Annotated in this window: 17 protein-coding genes and 2 riboswitches; of the genes, 4 read left to right on the top strand and 13 right to left on the bottom strand. The window is 59.3% G+C overall.

All coding sequences use genetic code 11. The features are described from left to right. Window positions 1–38: 38 nt before the first annotated feature. The gene (locus QRN60_RS19595; protein ID WP_003505110.1) at window positions 39–545 is read right to left on the bottom strand and encodes a DinB family protein; all 507 of its coding nucleotides are present in this window, start codon (window positions 543–545) and stop codon (window positions 39–41) included. Between the two features lie 97 nt (window positions 546–642). Between QRN60_RS19595 and QRN60_RS19590 the strand changes: the two genes are divergently transcribed. After that, a complete protein-coding gene (locus tag QRN60_RS19590; protein WP_129564833.1) occupies window positions 643–1,239 on the top strand; it encodes a TetR/AcrR family transcriptional regulator in 597 nt (198 codons plus the stop codon). Window positions 1,240–1,251: 12 nt separating this feature from the next. Here QRN60_RS19590 and QRN60_RS19585 read toward each other — a convergent pair whose 3' ends face one another. The 7 genes from QRN60_RS19585 to QRN60_RS19555 form a co-directional block, all read right to left on the bottom strand. Then, window positions 1,252–2,712, bottom strand: coding sequence for a M48 family metalloprotease (locus QRN60_RS19585; RefSeq protein WP_065695313.1), 1,461 nt, complete (start codon window positions 2,710–2,712; stop codon window positions 1,252–1,254). A 307-nt stretch (window positions 2,713–3,019) separates the two neighbouring features. Then, window positions 3,020–3,736 carry a thiamine ABC transporter ATP-binding protein gene (locus tag QRN60_RS19580; RefSeq protein WP_003505116.1) on the bottom strand — a complete coding sequence of 239 codons (717 nt, stop codon included), beginning with the start codon at window positions 3,734–3,736 and terminating at the stop codon, window positions 3,020–3,022. Beyond that, window positions 3,733–5,358 (bottom strand): thiamine/thiamine pyrophosphate ABC transporter permease ThiP, encoded by a 1,626-nt coding sequence (thiP, locus tag QRN60_RS19575; RefSeq protein WP_129567257.1) that lies wholly within the window; start codon window positions 5,356–5,358, stop codon window positions 3,733–3,735. The genes QRN60_RS19580 and thiP overlap by 4 nt, the downstream gene beginning before the upstream one ends. 19 nt (window positions 5,359–5,377) lie before the next feature. Continuing rightward, window positions 5,378–6,391 carry a thiamine ABC transporter substrate binding subunit gene (gene thiB / locus QRN60_RS19570; protein WP_111791620.1) on the bottom strand — a complete coding sequence of 338 codons (1,014 nt, stop codon included), beginning with the start codon at window positions 6,389–6,391 and terminating at the stop codon, window positions 5,378–5,380. 37 nt (window positions 6,392–6,428) lie between these two features. After that, window positions 6,429–6,539, bottom strand: a riboswitch (TPP riboswitch). Window positions 6,540–6,584: 45 nt separating this feature from the next. Then, complete coding sequence (locus QRN60_RS19565) at window positions 6,585–6,977, bottom strand: VOC family protein (protein ID WP_003505120.1); 393 nt, start codon at window positions 6,975–6,977, stop codon at window positions 6,585–6,587. Between the two features lie 96 nt (window positions 6,978–7,073). Then, window positions 7,074–8,900: an ABC-F family ATP-binding cassette domain-containing protein gene (locus QRN60_RS19560; RefSeq protein ID WP_087745158.1), complete on the bottom strand. Its 1,827-nt coding sequence runs from the start codon at window positions 8,898–8,900 to the stop codon at window positions 7,074–7,076. 4 nt (window positions 8,901–8,904) lie between these two features. Further along, window positions 8,905–9,558, bottom strand: a complete 654-nt coding sequence (locus QRN60_RS19555; protein WP_003505123.1) for a thiamine diphosphokinase — start codon at window positions 9,556–9,558, stop codon at window positions 8,905–8,907. Window positions 9,559–9,648: 90 nt separating this feature from the next. Beyond that, a riboswitch (SAM riboswitch) is annotated at window positions 9,649–9,725 on the top strand. A gap of 83 nt (window positions 9,726–9,808) precedes the next feature. On the opposite strand from QRN60_RS19555, the gene metA reads away from it, so the two are divergent. Beyond that, window positions 9,809–10,735 (top strand): homoserine O-acetyltransferase MetA, encoded by a 927-nt coding sequence (metA, locus tag QRN60_RS19550; RefSeq protein ID WP_003505125.1) that lies wholly within the window; start codon window positions 9,809–9,811, stop codon window positions 10,733–10,735. A 176-nt stretch (window positions 10,736–10,911) separates the two neighbouring features. Further along, window positions 10,912–11,931, top strand: a complete 1,020-nt coding sequence (locus tag QRN60_RS19545; RefSeq protein WP_060727358.1) for an aldose epimerase family protein — start codon at window positions 10,912–10,914, stop codon at window positions 11,929–11,931. 15 nt (window positions 11,932–11,946) lie between these two features. On the opposite strand, the gene mtgA is transcribed toward QRN60_RS19545, so the two are convergent. Further along, a complete protein-coding gene (mtgA, locus tag QRN60_RS19540; RefSeq protein ID WP_020010807.1) occupies window positions 11,947–12,693 on the bottom strand; it encodes a monofunctional biosynthetic peptidoglycan transglycosylase in 747 nt (248 codons plus the stop codon). A gap of 137 nt (window positions 12,694–12,830) precedes the next feature. On the opposite strand from mtgA, the gene QRN60_RS19535 reads away from it, so the two are divergent. Further along, on the top strand, window positions 12,831–13,745 hold the full coding sequence (locus QRN60_RS19535) for a polyprenyl synthetase family protein (protein ID WP_111791621.1): 915 nt from the start codon (window positions 12,831–12,833) through the stop codon (window positions 13,743–13,745). 32 nt (window positions 13,746–13,777) lie between these two features. Here the strand turns inward: QRN60_RS19535 and QRN60_RS19530 are convergent, their stop codons facing one another. The 4 genes from QRN60_RS19530 to QRN60_RS19515 all read right to left on the bottom strand — a co-directional run bounded on the left by QRN60_RS19530 (window position 13,778) and on the right by QRN60_RS19515 (window position 17,881). After that, window positions 13,778–14,440, bottom strand: coding sequence for a YiaD family glycine zipper/OmpA-like lipoprotein (locus QRN60_RS19530; protein ID WP_003505133.1), 663 nt, complete (start codon window positions 14,438–14,440; stop codon window positions 13,778–13,780). A gap of 66 nt (window positions 14,441–14,506) precedes the next feature. Next, entirely contained in the window at window positions 14,507–15,757 is a 1,251-nt protein-coding gene (ispG, locus tag QRN60_RS19525; protein WP_111791623.1) for a flavodoxin-dependent (E)-4-hydroxy-3-methylbut-2-enyl-diphosphate synthase, read from the bottom strand. Window positions 15,758–15,877: 120 nt separating this feature from the next. Then, window positions 15,878–17,068 carry an MFS transporter gene (locus QRN60_RS19520; RefSeq protein ID WP_003505136.1) on the bottom strand — a complete coding sequence of 397 codons (1,191 nt, stop codon included), beginning with the start codon at window positions 17,066–17,068 and terminating at the stop codon, window positions 15,878–15,880. Between the two features lie 12 nt (window positions 17,069–17,080). After that, on the bottom strand, window positions 17,081–17,881 hold the full coding sequence (locus QRN60_RS19515) for a DeoR/GlpR family DNA-binding transcription regulator (RefSeq protein WP_003505138.1): 801 nt from the start codon (window positions 17,879–17,881) through the stop codon (window positions 17,081–17,083). Window positions 17,882–17,898 lie beyond the last annotated feature (17 nt).

Below are 17,898 nucleotides of genomic sequence, written 5' to 3'. Positions count from 1 at the left end.
AAAGCCACCCGTCCCACACAGGGGCGGGTGGCTTTTTATTATGCCCCCTGCAAACGCCGTTGCGGCTGCGTGCCGTGCAGAAACACAGCAAAAGTATCCCAGGGCGGCGTGATGGAGAGCTGGCTCAGAATACGCGCGACCTCCCCTCTGTGAATGCCGGCATGCAGGACCATATGCGAGATCATCTCGGCACGGGACATGTAACCTTTGTCACCATCCGTAAAGGTGAAGGCGACAAATTCGCCAAGCGATGCCGGTGATGTTTTCCCGATGTAGTCGAGATACCAGCCATCCAGAGCAGCGACATCCTTCGCAAGATCATCCAGCTGCGGCGTTGCCTCGGTATTGTCGGAGAGAAAACCGTGCGCCGCTCCGGTGAGATGGCCCGAAAAAATCCTTGCGACCACGTAATAATGATTGATCAGCCGAATTGCCATGTGCCGCTCGGACGCGTTCTGGACGGGATCGAGTTGTTGCAGCTTCTCGAACAAGTCCCTGTTCGCCCATGCGTGATAGCCGAGCAGGCTCCTGAGCAAATCCCTCATGACAATATCCTTTACATCTGAAAAATGTGAGCACTATGTTTATATTTTCGTCATGGAGGATGCCTTGTCTACTCGCATTGCAAAGCGGAAAACCGAGATGCGCAAGGAGCCGCGTCAGGAGCGTTCCAGGGCAACGGTCGATGCTGTCATCCATGCGGCGGCTCGCATTTTAAGCGATCACGGCTGGGCGGGTTTTACCACGAACAGGGTCGCCGAAACGGCCGGCGTCAGCATCGGCTCGCTCTATCAATATTTCCCGGACAAGGTTTCGATCGTGGAAGCGGTACGCCATCGTCACCTCGAGGACTGTCTCTCCATCATGAAGAGCATCGCGCAAAAGCGGCAATCGCTCGCTAGATTCGTTGAAGAGCTCGTGACCGGCATGATCGGGGTCCACAGCATCCATCCCGGCCTTCACAAGGTCCTTCTGGATGATGCGCCGAGCCACCAAGGAACGAACGATCCCAACAGCGCTTTCGAAGAGGAATATCTCGGTCTCTATGCGGCAGCGATCGCGGCACATATGACAGCCGGTTCAAAGGTCGAAAGCGGAACCGCAGCGCGGATCGTATCGGATGCCATTGACGGCATCATTCACAATGCCGCCCGCCGCGGAGAGCTGCAGTCGCCCAAAGTCAGGCGGGAAATGATCGCACTGGTTCACGCCTACCTGTCGCAGGCAACCGGCGAATAGGAGGCCGCAAGCTTATTCCGAAATGATCTTCACCCGTTGCCCGGGCTGGATTGTGGCGGTGGCGCTCATGGCGTTGATCATGCGGAACATGTCCAGCTTCCGGTCGGTTCCCATCATCCGCGCCGCCATCGTCGCCACGGTTTCACCGGGCTTCACCGTCACCACCCGCACCCTGAGCGGCTTCAGCGAGGCTATTTCCTGCGGCGTCATCTTGCGGAAGCTGGTGCGCAATGTGTTGGCGATGGAATCGAGCTGGGTATTGCCCTTCGGCACGGCCGTCAGGAAACGAAATATCTGCTGGCCGACGCGAATGACGGTCACGTCGAAATCCCATTTATCCGCGCTTGCCCGCGCCGTCGCAGCCTCCAGACCGTTGATCTGGGTTTCCTTGACGGTTTCCGGCAACAGGCCGGCAACCCAGCCGCTGGTCAGATAATTGGCAAGGCTTGTCTGTTTCGGATCGGCGACGCCGTCGAAGCGGATGGCCATATCGCCCGGCCCCGTCGCCAGAACGGCCTCAACCTTGTTGTCGATGACGAAACCTTCCGGCACATCGAAACGAATGCCGAGCGTTCCGTGCAGGAATGTCTGGCCCCGGACATACCCTTCCTGCGGGCTGTCGCCATAAAGCAGGCCGTCTATGCCGTCCAGAAACCACTCGCGACCACGATCCCCGACCTGGCCGTCCTGGCCGAAGGCGCGGGCATGACGGCGCGCAAGCTCGATACGCTGCGGCGTGTTGGGGTGGCTGGAAAGGAAGTCGAGGCTCTGGTCGTTTTCAGGATCGGCCGAGGAAAACCGCGCATAGGCCGCCATGGAATCCAGAAAACGCGGCGAGGCAAAGGGGTCATAACCGGCCTCGCCCAGCATCCGCACGCCGATCACATCCGCCTGCAATTCCTGCTGACGCGAAAAGGCCGCGAGCCGCAGCTTGCCGCGCGCAAGCGCCTGCTTGCCGGCGAGATCACTCGACAGCACTTCGGCAACCACGCGGCTGGCAATCACCTCCGCCTCTTCCCGGCGCTGGCGTTCAATGCCATGGTTGGCGGTGACATGGCCCATTTCATGCGAAAGCACGGCAGCCACTTCCGAAGCATCGTTGGCAAGCGCCAGAAGCCCACGCGTCACGTAAAGATATCCGCCCGGCAGCGCAAAGGCATTGATGGCCGGCGAGTTCAGGATGGTGATGCGGTAGGACTGTTGCGGATTTTCCGAAACCGCCGTCAGCGCGCCGGCGATGCGGGCGACGAGCCTTTCCGTCTTGGCGTCACGATATTCGCCGCCATAACTCGCCACGATGCGCGGATGCTCGCGCGCACCCATCTGGGCGCGGGGATCATTCTTCTGCACTTCTTCCACGGTCTGCGGATTATCCGAGGGGCGCAGGGTGGACTGGTAGGCCGGGCTGAAGAGAGACTGGCACGACGACAGGAACACCGCAGACGCTGTCAGCACGGAACAGGCGGCAGCCATCCTGCCCGAACGGCGAAGGCCTGAACGGGAGAAGAGCCTCCACTGTGCAGTCATGCTATTTCTCATTCTCTATGCCTGCCCCTAACGTTCCTGATCATCCGTTAATTGCAGACCAGAATAACAGATTCGCCCCAACGGGCGATGAATGCCAAAACGGTAAAAACGATCCATCAAGTCCGGAATATTCCTGAAGAACGCAATAATTCCCATCTTTTCTCGGGCAACAACTTGAAACTGGCAAGTGCAAATTAGCGCCATTGAAGTCATCTAAAGCGATTGCCAGCGGCACGCGTCGAAAATAAGGCGATCACCCGTTCAGAAAACTGTCGACCGCCTTCACATTTTGTGTGGCGAAGAAATCTGCGGTCGAACCGGTATAGACAACACGGCCGCGTTCAAGAAACACCACCCGCTGCGCCAGCTTCTTTATGTCTTCGGGATGGTGGGTGACAATAATCACCGTGTTTTTTGTTTCGGCGTGCAAGTCGAGAAGCAGGGAGGTCATGCCCGCCCGCAATCCCGGATCGAGTGCCGCGAAAGGTTCATCAAGCAGCATGACAGGCTTTTTCCTGACCAGCGCGCGCGCCAGCGCCGCCCTCTGTCTTTCTCCACCGGAAAGCGTGCCCGGCAAGCGTTTGTCGAAACCCGCAAGACCGACACGGACGAGGGCCATCTCAATCTCTTGCCGGTCTTCCACCCGCAATTTCAGCCCGGGGCTGACACCGAGAGCGACATTGGTGAAGATATCGAGATGGGCGAAAAGATTATTATCCTGAAAGATTGATGAGACCGGTCTTTCCGAAGGATCAAGCGCGGTCATGTCCTGCCCGCCGATCATCACGCGCCCGGAATCCGGTTCCTCGAAACCGGCGACGAGATTGAGAAGCGTGGATTTTCCCGAGCCGGATGCACCGACAACGGCGGTTATCTGCCCCTTAGGGAACGAACAATCAAGCTCGAAATCCTGTGTTCCCAGCCGTAGCCTGACCTTGTCCAGTTCAACGGCAAAATCATCGCCTGTCATATGCTCGCCCTTGCTGATTGGGATTGCCGTGAAACGCCGCCTGCGGCAAGCAGCAGGCAGACAATGCCGAGAAGGAAGGCATAACCGGCGGCATCATTGGTGCGATAGCTGCCCATATTGCTATAGACCAGCCACGGCAGGGTGACGAAATTTTCCGAGCCGAACAGGGCAACCGCGCCTAAATCGCCGAGCGACAGGGCCATGGCGAAGGAAAACGCCATGGCCAGCGACCGCCACAGAACCGGCAGATCGGCAAACCGCAGCCGCGTGAGGCCCTGAAGCCCGAGACTGGCGGAAAGCCGGCCGGTGCGTAAAAAATGACTGGTGAAGGCCGGCTCCAGCACCCGCATGGCAAGCGGCAAAGCCATCAACATATTGATAAGCGCCACGAGAACGGGAGCATAGAAGCTGACATCACCGAAAACCCGCAATAACAGGAACCACCCGCTTCCCAACACGACAGGCGGCACCAAGAGCGCCAACGAAGACCCCGCCCCAAGCATGGCGGAGAGCAAGCGCAGAGGCTGCCCCACCTGCCGTCTGGAGCCTACAGCCTGGCGCGCGCCGATGATCGCCATGCAGTAGAGCACGACAAGGGCTGCGGAAAGCGCGGCGATTGCAAGGCTGGTCGCCGCCGCGCGCAGAAAAATCGGTGCAGACAGAAGACGCGGCAGATCGGCACTCAAACCCGAGACAGCTATGGCGACAAGCGGCAGGCCGATCAGCAGAACAGCGAAGACAATTGCCGCCCCATCCCACAAACGGGCGCCGATACTCTTGCCGTCGAAACGGCGAAGGGAACGACCAAGCGAAGGGATTTCCGCTTCGGGCGACGGCAAAAAGGCGAGAAGGCCGAGCAGAATTGCGGTGAGGGCAATCTGCAAAACCGAAAGCGCAATCGCCCGCTGCGGATCGAAATCGAACCGCAGCGCCTGATAGATCGCCACCTCCAGTGTCGTGGCTGCCGGCCCGCCGCCTAAAAGAAGCACGAGCGTGAAGCTGGTGGCGCACAACATGAAGATAAGCCCGGCAATGCCGGGAACGAGACGCGCGACCGCCGGCCATTCGATAAAACGGAAAACCGAGACCGGCCCCATGCCGAGGCTTGCCGCCATGCGCCAATATTCGCCCGGAATACGTTGAAGCCCGGCCAGCATCAGCCGGACCGAAAGCGGCAGATTGAAAAACACATGGGCGATAAGGATGCCGGAAAGGCCGTAAATGCTGAAAGGTTCATCCGCACCGGCAAAAACGAGGGCCGTATTCAAAACACCCTGCCTGCCCCAGATGGTGATGATGCCGAAGGCGCCAACGATGACAGGCAGACCCATCGGCACCGCCATCAGCCTGATGATCCAGATCCTTCCCGGAAACTCGCGTCGCCGGGAAAGCGCCAGCGCCACCGGCAGGCCAAGAACAATGGAAAGAAGGGTGGAAAGCGTTGCCTGATAAAGCGTGAAACGCAGGATGCGCAGCGTATAGGCATCCATGATACCGGCAGCAGACGCGCCCGCATCAAAAGACAGGAGGGCCGCAACGGCGAGCGCCATGAATAGGAAAACGGCGGCAAAAGCCGCCGTTCCGAAAATGATCGATCGCCGATAATCGCGACGCAGCATCATGTGCGGGCGTGCCTCTTCCTCAATTCATGCTCATGGCCGCGAGCCATTCATCGATCCACGCCTTGCGGTTCTTCGCCACCTCTTCCGGATCCATCAGGAAAGTCTTCTGCGGCACCACGAGTTTGGAAAAAGCCTCGGGCAGGGGATTGGACGTTGCCGCAACCGGCATCATCCAGTTGTTTTCCGGAATGGCATCCTGAAAACCTGATGTCAGCGTGAAAGCGAGGAACTGCTTTGCCAGCTCCTTGTGCGGCGCGTTTTTGAGAAGGCCGGACACTTCGATCTGGATATAATGCCCTTCGGAAAAAGCCGCGGCCTGATAACGATCCGTTTTTTCGGCGACCATATGATAGGCGGGCGAGGTGGTGTAGGAGAGCACCATCGGCACCTCCCCCTTGGTGAAAAGGCCGTAGGATTCCGACCAGCCCGGCGTGACGGTGAGAATGCGCTTCCTGAGCTTTGCCCATGCTTCCGGGGCCTTGTCACCGTAGACCGATTTTACCCACAACAGCAGGCCGAGCCCCGGCGTGGAGGTGCGCGGGTCCTGAATGGCGATCTTCTGCGAGGGGTCGCCTTCCACCAGCTCTTTCAGGCTCGTCGGTGGGTTCTTCACCGTCTGCGTGTCATAGATGACGGCAAAATGCCCGTAGTCGTAAGGCACGAAAACATCGTCCCTGTAACCGCCCGGCACCTTGGCGGCCGACGCATCGACGCCGCTGACATCAAAAAGACCGGTCTGTTTCGCCTCGGCAACAAGATTGGTGTCGAGACCAACGACCACATCCGCCCTGGACCCTGCGCCTTCAAGCTTCAGACGGTTAAGAAGCGCCACACCATCCGCAACACCGACGAAATTGACCGTGCAACCGCAGACCTTCTCGAAGGCTTCTTTTACCTTGGGACCGGGACCCCATTCGGAAACGAAGCTCTCATAGGTATAGACTGTCAATTCTTGCTTGTCCTGCGCGGCGGCAAGACCGGGCAGGAACAGCGAAGCGGCAACAAGGGAATTCAGGAAAAGACGACGGCGCACGGGTATCTCCTCAAAACAAAAAGGGAAATAGCCGCCTGCCTTGAAGCCGTCTAATCCCTCCGCCGGTATGAACCGGATCAGGTTCTTCGGGTTGGCAAGCCTCTCAGCCTTTTGCACGCAAGCGCAAAAGACACCCCGTTAGATCAAGATGATGGTGTAGTCCGGTCGTCCCTGCTTGGCAAGATGGCCGCCGTCAGCCCTGCTCCGTCATATGCACCAGCTCCCAGACGTGCCCGTCGGGATCCTGAAAACTGCCGGCATACATGAAGCCGTGATCCTGCACGGGTTTCCAATCACTGCCACCGGAGGCAAGCGCCGTTGCGATCATCCGGTCGATTTCGTCGCGGCTTCCCGCCGTGAGACAGGTCAGAACCTCGGTGGTGCGCGTCGCATCGGCGATGTCGCCGTTGATGAAATCGCGGAAACGCCCTTCCTGAAGAAGCATCACGAAGATGTTTTCTTCCACGATCATGCAGAGCGTGCGGTCGTCAGAATATTCCGGATTGAAGCTGAAACCGAGAGCCGTGAAAAAGCTTCTTGATTTCTCGATATTCTTGACCGGCAGATTGACGAAAATCATGCGCATTTTCACAACTCCTCCAAACGAACCGGCATAGAACGGCAATTCCGCTTTTCTGTCAAAGACCGAAGGAGGGTCGATCAAACGAGGGGCCTGCGGCCTTCAGCCTTCCAGTTCCTCGCGCAGCATCTCCAGCTCCAGCCATTCTTCTTCCATGGTCTCGAGCTTTTCACGCAGCTTCGTCATTTCCTTCGCCAGCGTGTTGAAAGTGGCCGGATCCTTGGTGAAGAGATTAGGATCAGCCATGCGCTCCTCGCGCTTGGCGATTTCGCCTTGCGCCTTTTCCATCTCCTTCGGAAGATTTTCGAGCGCGAATTTCTGCTTGAAGGAAAGCTTGCCCTTGGCCTTTGAGGGATCCTGCGACGCGGAGGCCGAAGGTGCGGCCTTCGCTTTTTCCTGCTTCTCAGCCTTGCGTTTTTCTTCCGCAGCACCCTTGCGCTGCGCCATCATGTCCGAATAGCCACCGGCATATTCGATCCATCGTCCATCCGGCTGGTCCGGATTGACCGGGGCGATGGTGGAGGTGACGGTGCGGTCAAGGAAATCGCGGTCGTGGCTGACGAGAATGACCGTGCCGGAAAAGCCAGCGACGATTTCCTGCAAAAGATCGAGCGTTTCGATATCGAGATCGTTGGTCGGCTCGTCGAGGATCAGAAGATTGGTCGGCCGCGCCAGAATGCGCGCCAGAATAAGGCGCGCTCGCTCGCCGCCGGAAAGGTTACGGATCGGCGTGCGGGCCTGTTCCGGCTGGAACAGGAAATCCTTCATGTAGCCCGTCACATGCTTCAATTCGCCGTTGACCAGCAGGTTTTCGCCACGACCATCGGTCAGATAATGCGCGAGCGTATCGTTGGGATTGAGATCCTCACGTTTCTGGTCGAGCGTCGCGATCTCCAGATTGGTGCCGAGCTTCACCATACCGCTATCGGGCTCAAGCTGGCCGGTGAGCATCTTCAGAAGCGTGGTTTTACCGGCGCCATTGGGGCCGACGAAGCCGATACAATCCCCACGATGGACACGCAGCGAAAACGGCGCGACGATCACGCGCTCGCCGTAGGCCTTGGTGATGGCCTCGGCCTCGATGACCAGCTTGCCGGATTCGCGCCCTTCGGTGACGGTCGCCTGCACGGTGCCCTGCGGCCCCTTGTGGCCACGATATTCCGCGCGCATGGCCTGAAGCTCACCAACGCGGCGCATGTTGCGCTTGCGCCTCGCGGTCACGCCATAGCGCATCCAGTGTTCTTCGCGCTCGATGGCCTTGCCGAGCTTGTGCTGCTCCAGCTCTTCCTCTTCCAGCACCTTGTCGCGCCATTCCTCGAAATGGGCAAAGCCGCGATTGAGACGGCGGGACTGGCCACGATCGAGCCAGACGGTCGAAGTCGAGACTTTTTCGAGAAAACGGCGGTCGTGCGAAATCAGCACAAGCGCGCTGCGCGTCTGCTGCAGCTCGCTTTCAAGCCATTCGATGGTCGGCAGATCCAGATGGTTGGTGGGTTCGTCCAGCATCAGGATATCGGGTTCCGGCGCCATCACGCGGGCAAGGGCCGCACGTCGCGCCTCACCGCCGGAAAGGCTTGCCGGATGTTCCTGCCCCGTGAGGCCGAGATGCTCAAGAAGATAGGTGACGCGGTAGGGATCGTCACCTGGCCCGAGCCCCGCTTCGGCATAAGCCTGAACCGTGTCGTAACCGACAAAGTCCGGCGCCTGTTCCAGATAACGGATGGTCGCGGACGGATGCCGGAAAACCTCACCCGACTGCGCTTCAACGAGACCCGCAGCGATCTTCATCAGCGTCGACTTGCCCGAACCGTTGCGCCCGACAAGGCAGATGCGATCGCCCGGCTCTACCTGAAGATTGGCGCCGTCGAGCAGCGGGGTCACGCCGAAGGTCAGCTTGATGTCATCGAGTTTCAAAATTGGGGGTGCCAAGGTGTCAGGCTCCGGTCAGATCATAAGGGCGGGCGAGCACGATGGCTTTTCCGCTTTTCAGCGAGAAATGCACGGGGCCGCCATTCGCGACATTGGAAATAGTGCGGGAGGAGCCGAAAGCAAGCGCGAAATCCTTCAGCGGATAACGCACATTGCCGATATCAAGCCCCGCAAGGGCGGTAAATCCGGCAACAGAAAACAGCGAAGCGGGCGGCAGATCGACATCCAGCAAACCGGGAAGCAGCGGCCGGGCCTCTTCTTCACCTGACGTCAGCGTAACGTCGATACCACGTTCGGCCAGCGCCACCGCGTAAAGAAGGTGCTGCAGCGCATGGTCGCTTCTCTCGCCTCCAAGCGCACCGACAAGCACCAGCGAATGCGCTCCACGGGAGAGAGCTTCCGATACCGCGATCTCGCCATCCGTCACCGCCTTTGCGGCCGGGTACGGCTGCCGCGCCACATCTGGCCAGGCGTCCAGCAACTCTTTGCTGGCGGAATCGAAATCCCCGACCCACAGCTCCGGCGCAAGGCCAAGCGGCCGGGCATGGCGCATGCCGCCATCGGCCGCAATCACACGGCTATCCGCGACCGCCTCTTTCAGACGATCGGTCACCGTGACATCGCCGCCAAGCAGAATGGTGAAACGCTCTTTATCCATGCCCTGCCTTACCGCACCTCGGCCAAAAATGGAAAGCCGAAACCCCGATGAAATCAGCCTATATTGATTTTCGCCGGCTTCGGGATTATGAAACGCCTCAGTGGTGATTTGCCGACCGGCTTGCAGCCACTTTAAAGAAGTCGCTAAAGGGTCGAGGAAAAAGGCAATTTCCTGGGACCGGTCGCGATTTCGCTGCCGGTTTTTTTGTTTTCGCAACGTTCTTTACGTGATCCGGAAAAGAGAGTTCGACATGCCGATCAAGATTCCCGATACGCTTCCCGCTTTTGAGACCCTCGTTCACGAGGGCGTGCGGGTCATGACCGAAACGGCTGCTATCCGGCAGGATATCCGCCCGCTCCAGATCGGGCTTCTCAACCTCATGCCGAACAAGATCAAGACGGAAATCCAGATGGCACGCCTCGTCGGCGCTTCGCCGCTGCAGGTGGAACTGTCGCTGGTGCGGATCGGCGGCCATCGCGCCAAGAACACGCCGGAAGAGCATCTCCTGTCGTTCTACGAGACGTGGGAGGAAGTGCGCCACCGCAAGTTTGATGGTTTCATCATTACCGGCGCCCCCGTGGAGACGCTGGCCTATGAAGACGTGACCTACTGGAACGAAATGCAGAAGATTTTCGAATGGACGCAGACCAATGTCCATTCGACGCTGAATGTCTGCTGGGGGGCGATGGCCGCCATCTATCATTTCCATGGCGTGCCGAAGCACGAACTGAAGGAAAAGGCTTTCGGGGTCTATCGTCACCGCAATCTTTGCCCCTCGTCGATCTACCTGAACGGCTTTTCGGATGATTTCCAGGTTCCTGTCTCGCGCTGGACTGAAGTACGCCGCGCCGATATCGAAAAACATCCGAGACTCGAAATCCTGATGGAGTCAGAGGAAATGGGCGTTTGTCTGGTGCATGAGAAGGAGGGCAACCGGCTCTATATGTTCAACCATGTCGAATATGATTCGACGTCGCTTTCGGATGAGTATTTCCGGGACGCGAATGCCGGCGTGCCCATCAAGCTGCCGCATGATTATTTTCCGCACAACGACCCGGAACTTGCCCCGCTCAACCGCTGGCGCAGCCATGCCCATCTGTTTTTCGGCAACTGGATCAACGAGATATACCAGACGACGCCCTATGATCTAGAAGCCATCGGGCAACTGGCCGCTTAAAGCGCGTCGCGTTTGGTCAAACGCATGCGACGCGCTTTCTTCTTTGTTTTAAGCATGTCTTTGTCCCAAAACCGCAGGACACTTTTGGGAGACATGCTTTGAATTGCGGGATTGCGAATTGCCGGAAAATGACGCAACGTCCGCCGGCAATTCATGGCAACCGGGAGAATGATGTTATGGGCGACGCGGCGGCACGGGAGAATTTCGGTTTCACGGCGACCGGCGAAAAAGTCGAACGCGTCACCATCTCGAAAGGCGGGCTGACGGCCAAGGTCATCACCTGGGGTGCCGTCATTCAGGATCTGCGTCTTGAGGGCCACCAGCCGCCGCTCGTGCTCGGCTTCGACAAGTTCGAGGATTACAAATATTCCTCCTATTTCGGCGCCACCCCCGGCCGCAACGCCAACCGTATCGGTGACGGCCGGTTCTCGATCGACGGGCACGAATACCAGCTGGAACTGAACGAAAAGGGCGTAACCCATCTGCATGGCGGCAGCGACGGCATGGGCAAACGCAACTGGATGCTGATGGAACATGGCGAAAGCCATGCGATTCTGCAGATAATCGATCCCGATGGCCGCGCCGGTTATCCCGGCAATTGCACGGTCACGGCCACCTATACGATCCTCGACGGCGGTGTGCTTTCGGTGGTCTATGAAACGGTGACCGACAAGCCGACCATCGCCAATGTCTGCCAGCATTCCTATTTCAATCTCGATGGGGCAGATACCGCACTTGGGCATGAGATCAGCATCGCTGCTGACTTCTACCTGCCCACCAACGACAAGCAGATACCGACGGGCGAAATCCGCTCCGTCGAAGGAACCGTGTTCGACCTTCGCCAGACAACACCGATGCGGCGCAAGGAGAATGGCGAGCAGGTCCTCTACGACCATAATTTCTGCCTTTCGCCCGAACGTCGCGCCAAGCGCAAGGTCGCCCGCGCCTATTCGCCGGCCTCCGATATCGCTCTTGAGGTTCACACCACCGAACCCGGTGTACAGCTTTATTCGGCCTTTAAACTGGACGTCCCGGTTCCCGGCCTCGATGGCCGTCACTACGGCCCCTTTGCGGGCTTCTGCCTGGAAACGCAGATTTGGCCAGACGCCGTCAATCACCCGGATTTTCCGCATGCAATCCTGCGGCCGGGCGAAACGCTGCGTCAGGAAACCGACTATATTTTCAAGAAAGGCTGAACCAGCGCGCTAGGGTCAGTCCAGCACGCAGCCGACATAGCCGCCGGAGGCGCGAGCGCGACGCTCGATAAGGCCGGCAAGCCGTTGCAATCCGCGTCCCGGCTTGCTGGCGACGCGGTCGATGGGATTAGGTAGTGAAACAGCCAGCAGCGCCGCCTGGCGGGAACTGAGCTTTGCGGCCGGCACCTTGAAATGGTGCTGTGCTGCGGCCTCAATGCCGTAGATGCCAGGTCCCCATTCGGCAACGTTGAGATAAATCTCCATCATCCGTTTTTTGGACCAGACGAAATCGGCGGCGATCGCCAGCGGCAACTCCAGCCCCTTGCGCAGGAAAGAGCGGCCGTTCCATAAAAACAGGTTCTTTGCCGTCTGCATCGGAATGGTGCTCGCGCCACGGGTGGAGGCCCCGTCGAGCGCATTGCTGACCACGGACTGCATCTGGTTCCAGTCCACGCCGCCATGGAAACAGAATTGCCCGTCCTCGGACATCATCACCGATTGAACAAGGCGCGGGGAAATATCCTCGAGCGGCACCCAGCGTCTGTCATAACCCTGAAAGGTCACCAGATCGGCAAGCATCAGCGTCGAGACCGGCCGGAAAAACGGCAGTGCATAGACCGGGATCAGCAGATAGGGCAGGATCAGCAAAGCCAGCAAGGTCATGATGATGCGCTTTGCCAACGTGCGAAAATCCACCTTCGGACTGCTCCGGTCTTCCGCCAGCACGGCGTAATCTGCGTCGCTTTCAGGCGTACTGCTCAATATTCGTCAAAGCCCCGCACCAATTGAAGCCTTTCATAGTCCATTGCCGCCTTCAAGGCGAGTCCGGTCAAATAGTTGCGCCTCTGGAATCACGAAAAGGTTTGCCTGCATTCGCGCGGCATGCCAAAGAGCGCGGCATGGACGCTGCGATGACAAATTTCGAAATGAAGCTGCGCGAAAACGCGGCTAAAACCGAAGCCCTGCTTGGCCGCCTGCTTTCCGGCGAAGCACGCGCAGACGAGATCACGCGCCCGCAAAACCTGCTCGACGCCATGCGCCATGGCGTGCTGAACGGCGGCAAACGCCTGCGGCCCTTCCTCGTCATCGAAAGTGCCGCCCTTACGGGCGGAAATGCCGAAGCCGCCCTTTATGTCGGCGCCGCGCTGGAATGCCTCCATTGTTATTCGCTTGTTCATGACGATCTGCCCGCCATGGATGACGATGACCTGCGCCGCGGCCAGCCGACGGTGCATCGCAAATTTGATGAGGCGACCGCCATTCTCGCCGGCGACAGCCTGCTGACGCTTGCCTTTGATATCATCGCCTCGGACGAAAATCCGCTCGCGGCCGAACGCAAGGCCGCGCTCGTGCTTTCGCTTGCCCGCGCAGCGGGCATCGGCGGCATGGCCGGCGGCCAGGCCCTCGATCTCGCTGCTGAAAAGACAGCGCCGGATGAGGCCGGCGTCATTACATTGCAAGCTATGAAAACTGGCGCACTGCTGCGTTTTGCCTGCGAAGCGGGCGCAATCATCGCCGGAAGCGATGTTTCCGAAAGGCAAAGGTTGCGTCACTTCGGCGAAAAGATCGGCCTCGCCTTCCAGCTTGCCGACGATCTTCTGGATTTGACGGCCGACGCCGCCACCATGGGCAAGGCGACCGGCAAGGATGCCGCGCGCGGCAAGGGAACGCTCGTGGCATTGCGCGGCGAAGACTGGGCGCGCCGCAAGCTGCAGGAGCAGGTGGCGGAAGCTGCGGAACTGCTGGCTCCCTATGGTGAAAAGGCCGCGATTCTCATCGCGGCCGCTAGGTTCATCGCTGAACGGAAAAGCTGAGCCGGTTTCCCTCTCAGCTTCCCATCATCCAATCAGCCCTTGAGCGGCGAAATCAGCACTTCGACGCGACGGTTCTGGGCGCGACCGTCAGACGTTGCATTCGAGGCGATCGGCTGCGACGGGCCGAAGCCGAGCGTCGAAATACGGCGCTGGTCGACGCCGCGTGCGCCGATATAATTCGCAACCGATGCGGCGCGACGCTCGGAAAGCGCCTGGTTATGCTGCAGGCTGCCGGTGGAATCGGTGTGGCCGTTGATGTCGATGAGCGTGCGGTTGAACTTGTTCAGCACGATGGCGACAGAATCGAGCGTCGGGTAGAATGGCGGAATGACCTGATCCTGGTCCGTCGCGAAGGTGATGTTCGACGGCATGTTGAGAACGATGCTGTCGCCGCGGCGAGTAACCGAAACACCCGTTCCCTGAAGCTGGGCGCGAAGCTCGGCTTCCTGACCATCCATGTAATTGCCGATAGCGCCGCCGGCGAGCGCGCCGATGCCCGCGCCGATAAGCGCGGCATTGCGGCGACCGGTCGGCGAACCGCCGACAGCCAGACCACCCAGAGCACCGACCACGGCGCCGATGCCGGCACCGCCGGCGGTGTTCGACATCTTCTGCTCACCCGTATAGGGATCGGTGGTGGTGCAGGCGGAAAGATAGGTCCCGCAAAGGGCGACGATCGCGATTTTTTTGATCATGTATTTTGATGCTCCGAGAGGTTCAGGAGGTATGACAGTGGAATTCCGGCCTTTTCACGGTACTCTTTACTCCGCCGCATCTTTCCGGCCAAAACGCTTTTCGATGTAATCGATCACAAGCGCTTCAAAATCGGCGGCGATATTGGGTCCACGCAGGGTCAGCGCCTTCTCTCCGTCGATGAAGACGGGCGCTGCGGGGCTTTCGCCGGTTCCGGGTAACGAAATGCCGATATCGGCATGTTTGCTTTCACCGGGGCCATTAACGATGCAACCCATGACGGCGACATTGAGCGCCTCGACACCAGGATATTTCTCACGCCAGATCGGCATGTTCTTGCGAATATCGTTCTGGATATTCTGGGCAAGTTCCTGGAAGACGGTGGACGTGGTGCGCCCGCAGCCGGGACATGCCGCAACGACCGGAATGAACTGACGGAAACCCATGACCTGCAGCAATTCCTGCGCCACCTGCACCTCGCGGGTGCGGTCGCCATTCGGCTCCGGCGTCAGCGAAACGCGGATCGTATCGCCAATACCATGCTGCAACACGTAACCCATGGCGGCGGATGAAGCGACGATGCCCTTCGAGCCCATTCCCGCTTCGGTGAGACCGAGATGCAGGGCGTGGCCGGAGCGTTCCGACAGCATCGAATAAACGGCGATGAGGTCCTGCACCTGGCTGACCTTGGCCGACAGGATGATGCGGTTACGTGGCAGGCCGATCTCTTCGGCAAGCTCGGCGGAAATCAACGCCGACTGCACGATCGCCTCGCGCGTGACCTGACGAGCGGAGAGAGGGAAGCCCTGCTCCTTGTTCTTGTCCATCAGGGTCGTCAGCAATTCCTGATCGAGCGACCCCCAGTTGACGCCGATTCGCACCGGCTTGTCGTATCGGATCGCCATTTCGACGATCTCGCCGAACTGCTTGTCCTTCTTGTCCTTGAAGCCGACATTGCCGGGATTGATGCGGTATTTCGCCAGCGCCTCGGCACAGGCAGGGTGATCGGCGAGAAGCTTGTGACCGATATAATGGAAATCGCCGATCAGCGGCACATCCATGCCGAGACGCAGCAGCCGCTCGCGGATTTTCGGCACGGCGGCAGCGCTCTCATCGCGGTCGACGGTGATGCGCACCATTTCCGAACCGGCCTGGAAAAGCGCCGCCACCTGCTGCACGGTGGCGTCGATGTCAGCCGTATCGGTATTGGTCATCGACTGCACGACGACGGGCGCACCGCCACCGACGATGACACCGCCCACGTCTACGGCGACGGATGCGCGGCGGGGCTTCGGATCGTAATCGGCATGTGACGTCATGGCGGTCTCTGGAGCTTGCGGCAAGGTCTGGCAATTGAGGTGAAACAAGGGGGCCTCCTTGTCAACACCCAACGCGCTGGAGCTTCTACTTTACCGCAATCATGGCAAAATTCGAGACGCCTATTCCTTGCCCGCACCATCAGCATGCCGGGCGAGCCGTGAAAGTAGCAGAACGACCACATGCAGCAGCGGCAGAGCGAGAAACACGCTGGCAAGACCGGTATGTTCAGCGATGAAGCCGATCGCCGAGGGCGCTACCAGAATGCCGGAATAACCCATGGTGGTGACGACCGAAAGGCCGATGCCAGGCGCCAGTCCCGGCATATTGCCCGCCGCCGAAAAGGCGATCGGCACCATGTTGGAAATACCGATACCGGCAATGGCGAAACCGATAATCACGAAAGTGGAATTTCCCGCAAGGCCGGCAATCAGAAGACCGGTGATCGACATGACCGAGCAGAAACGCAGGGTTCGGACCGCCCCGAACCTGTCACGCACCAGATCGCCGGCAAACCGCATGATCGCCATGGTCATGGAAAATGCCGCGAAAGCGAAACCGGACTGCGAGACGGAAGCGCCCAGTTCGTTGCGCAGATAAAGGGCACCCCAATCGAGGATGGCGCCTTCCGGAATCATCGAGAATAACGCCATCAGGCCGATGATCCAGGGCAGCGGCGTCAGCGGCAGGCCGCCTTTCGGGCGTTCCTCCTCAGGATGCGGGCGATCCGCGAGAACCCGCGGCCATGCAATGACCAGCAACACCAGCGCGATGACCGTCAACGCAACGGCATGCCCCTGCACACCGATCGCCGTGATGAGATAACCGCCAAGACCAGCGCCGATCAGACCGCCGAGGCTCCAGAAGGCATGGCACGACGACATGATGGCGCGGCGCATATCCCGTTCCACCGCCACGGCATTGGCGTTCATGGCGACATCCATCGCCCCCGTCAGCCCGCCGAACAGAAATACCGCGATCACCCCCGCCCACACCGTGCCGGCCCAGGAAATGAAAAGCAGCGTCGGCAGAAAGATCGCGGCGGTGACAAGGCTCACCGTGCGCGAGCCGAAACGGGCGATCTGCGAACCGGCAATCGGCATGAAAACCAGCGAGCCAATGCCGAAAACCAGAATGATGAGGCCAAGCGCACTTTCACTGAGGGAAAGACGCGCCGCAAATTCCGGAATCTTGGGCGCCCATGACCCCATCATGAAACCATTCATCAGGAACAACAGGGAAACGCCCAGCCTGTGCCGTGTCAGATAGGACGAACGCATGCCTGTCGGCGAAAATGTCGTGGGGCCATTCATCGGCAATATCCTTCAGACTTGACCGTGGGAAAATCGGGCGGCGTCTTCATCGCCGCAATGAATCTGTACGCCCTTTGCCGACAGCGCCTCGACGAATACGCGGTCGGCATCCTGCTCCAGCACGAGGGAAAGAGGTGGAGAAAAATCATGCACATGGAAAGCAGCCTTATGGCCGAGCTTTTCCGTGGTAATCGCTGCGACGATCCGCTGGCTGGCGCTGCAGGCAAGCCGCTTGAACACCGCATCTTCAAAAACATCCGCCGACAGACCCGTCTCGGCCGCAACGCCGCACACACCGAGAATGCAAAGATCGGGCCGCATCAGTTCGAGCTGCCGAAGCGCCATGGCGTCGATAGCCGCACCTACAGCCGGATCGACTTTTCCGCCGATCAGCACCAGATCGATATTGGCCCGCCCCGTCAGTTCGGCGGCAATGGCTGGCGTATTCGTCACCACTGTCAGGTTGAGACCGGCAGGGATCGCGCGTGCGATGGCGAGATTGGTGGAGCCGGCATCGATGAAGACGACCATGCCGGGTTCAAGCAGCGGGACAGCGGCACGCGCCAGCATGGCCTTGCGGTCCGCATCCTCGGCAATGCGCGTCTTCAGTGGCACCGTCTTGCTGTCGGAAAGCAGCGCCCCGCCATAAACGCGTAGGCATTCCCCGCGCGCCGCCATCTCACGCAGGTCACGACGCACCGTGTCTTCGGAAACGCCGAAGTTCTGCGCAAGATCCTGCGCCAGCACACGGCCGCTTTGCCGCAACTGTGCGAGGATAAGCGCCTGCCGCTCACTGACGAAATGATCACTCATGGAGACTCACGCATAAA

Origin of the sequence: Agrobacterium sp. CFBP2214 (assembly GCF_030209895.1) — a bacterium.
Taxonomy (GTDB): domain Bacteria; phylum Pseudomonadota; class Alphaproteobacteria; order Rhizobiales; family Rhizobiaceae; genus Agrobacterium; species Agrobacterium radiobacter.
Note: the sequence above shows the minus strand (reverse complement) of the source record. Positions and strands in the feature narration are given on the sequence as shown.

Coding starts and splice junctions, on each gene's coding strand:
- thiP (WP_129567257.1), bottom strand. CDS start 5,358: ATGATGCTGCGTCGCGATTATCGGCGATCGATCATTTTCGGAACGGCG.
- QRN60_RS19590 (WP_129564833.1), top strand. CDS start 643: ATGCGCAAGGAGCCGCGTCAGGAGCGTTCCAGGGCAACGGTCGATGCT.
- QRN60_RS19580 (WP_003505116.1), bottom strand. CDS start 3,736: ATGACAGGCGATGATTTTGCCGTTGAACTGGACAAGGTCAGGCTACGG.
- ispG (WP_111791623.1), bottom strand. CDS start 15,757: ATGACGTCACATGCCGATTACGATCCGAAGCCCCGCCGCGCATCCGTC.
- QRN60_RS19530 (WP_003505133.1), bottom strand. CDS start 14,440: ATGATCAAAAAAATCGCGATCGTCGCCCTTTGCGGGACCTATCTTTCC.
- QRN60_RS19565 (WP_003505120.1), bottom strand. CDS start 6,977: ATGCGCATGATTTTCGTCAATCTGCCGGTCAAGAATATCGAGAAATCA.
- QRN60_RS19595 (WP_003505110.1), bottom strand. CDS start 545: ATGAGGGATTTGCTCAGGAGCCTGCTCGGCTATCACGCATGGGCGAAC.
- QRN60_RS19585 (WP_065695313.1), bottom strand. CDS start 2,712: ATGGCTGCCGCCTGTTCCGTGCTGACAGCGTCTGCGGTGTTCCTGTCG.
- metA (WP_003505125.1), top strand. CDS start 9,809: ATGCCGATCAAGATTCCCGATACGCTTCCCGCTTTTGAGACCCTCGTT.
- QRN60_RS19515 (WP_003505138.1), bottom strand. CDS start 17,881: ATGAGTGATCATTTCGTCAGTGAGCGGCAGGCGCTTATCCTCGCACAG.
- QRN60_RS19520 (WP_003505136.1), bottom strand. CDS start 17,068: ATGAATGGCCCCACGACATTTTCGCCGACAGGCATGCGTTCGTCCTAT.
- QRN60_RS19555 (WP_003505123.1), bottom strand. CDS start 9,558: ATGGATAAAGAGCGTTTCACCATTCTGCTTGGCGGCGATGTCACGGTG.
- QRN60_RS19545 (WP_060727358.1), top strand. CDS start 10,912: ATGGGCGACGCGGCGGCACGGGAGAATTTCGGTTTCACGGCGACCGGC.
- QRN60_RS19535 (WP_111791621.1), top strand. CDS start 12,831: ATGGACGCTGCGATGACAAATTTCGAAATGAAGCTGCGCGAAAACGCG.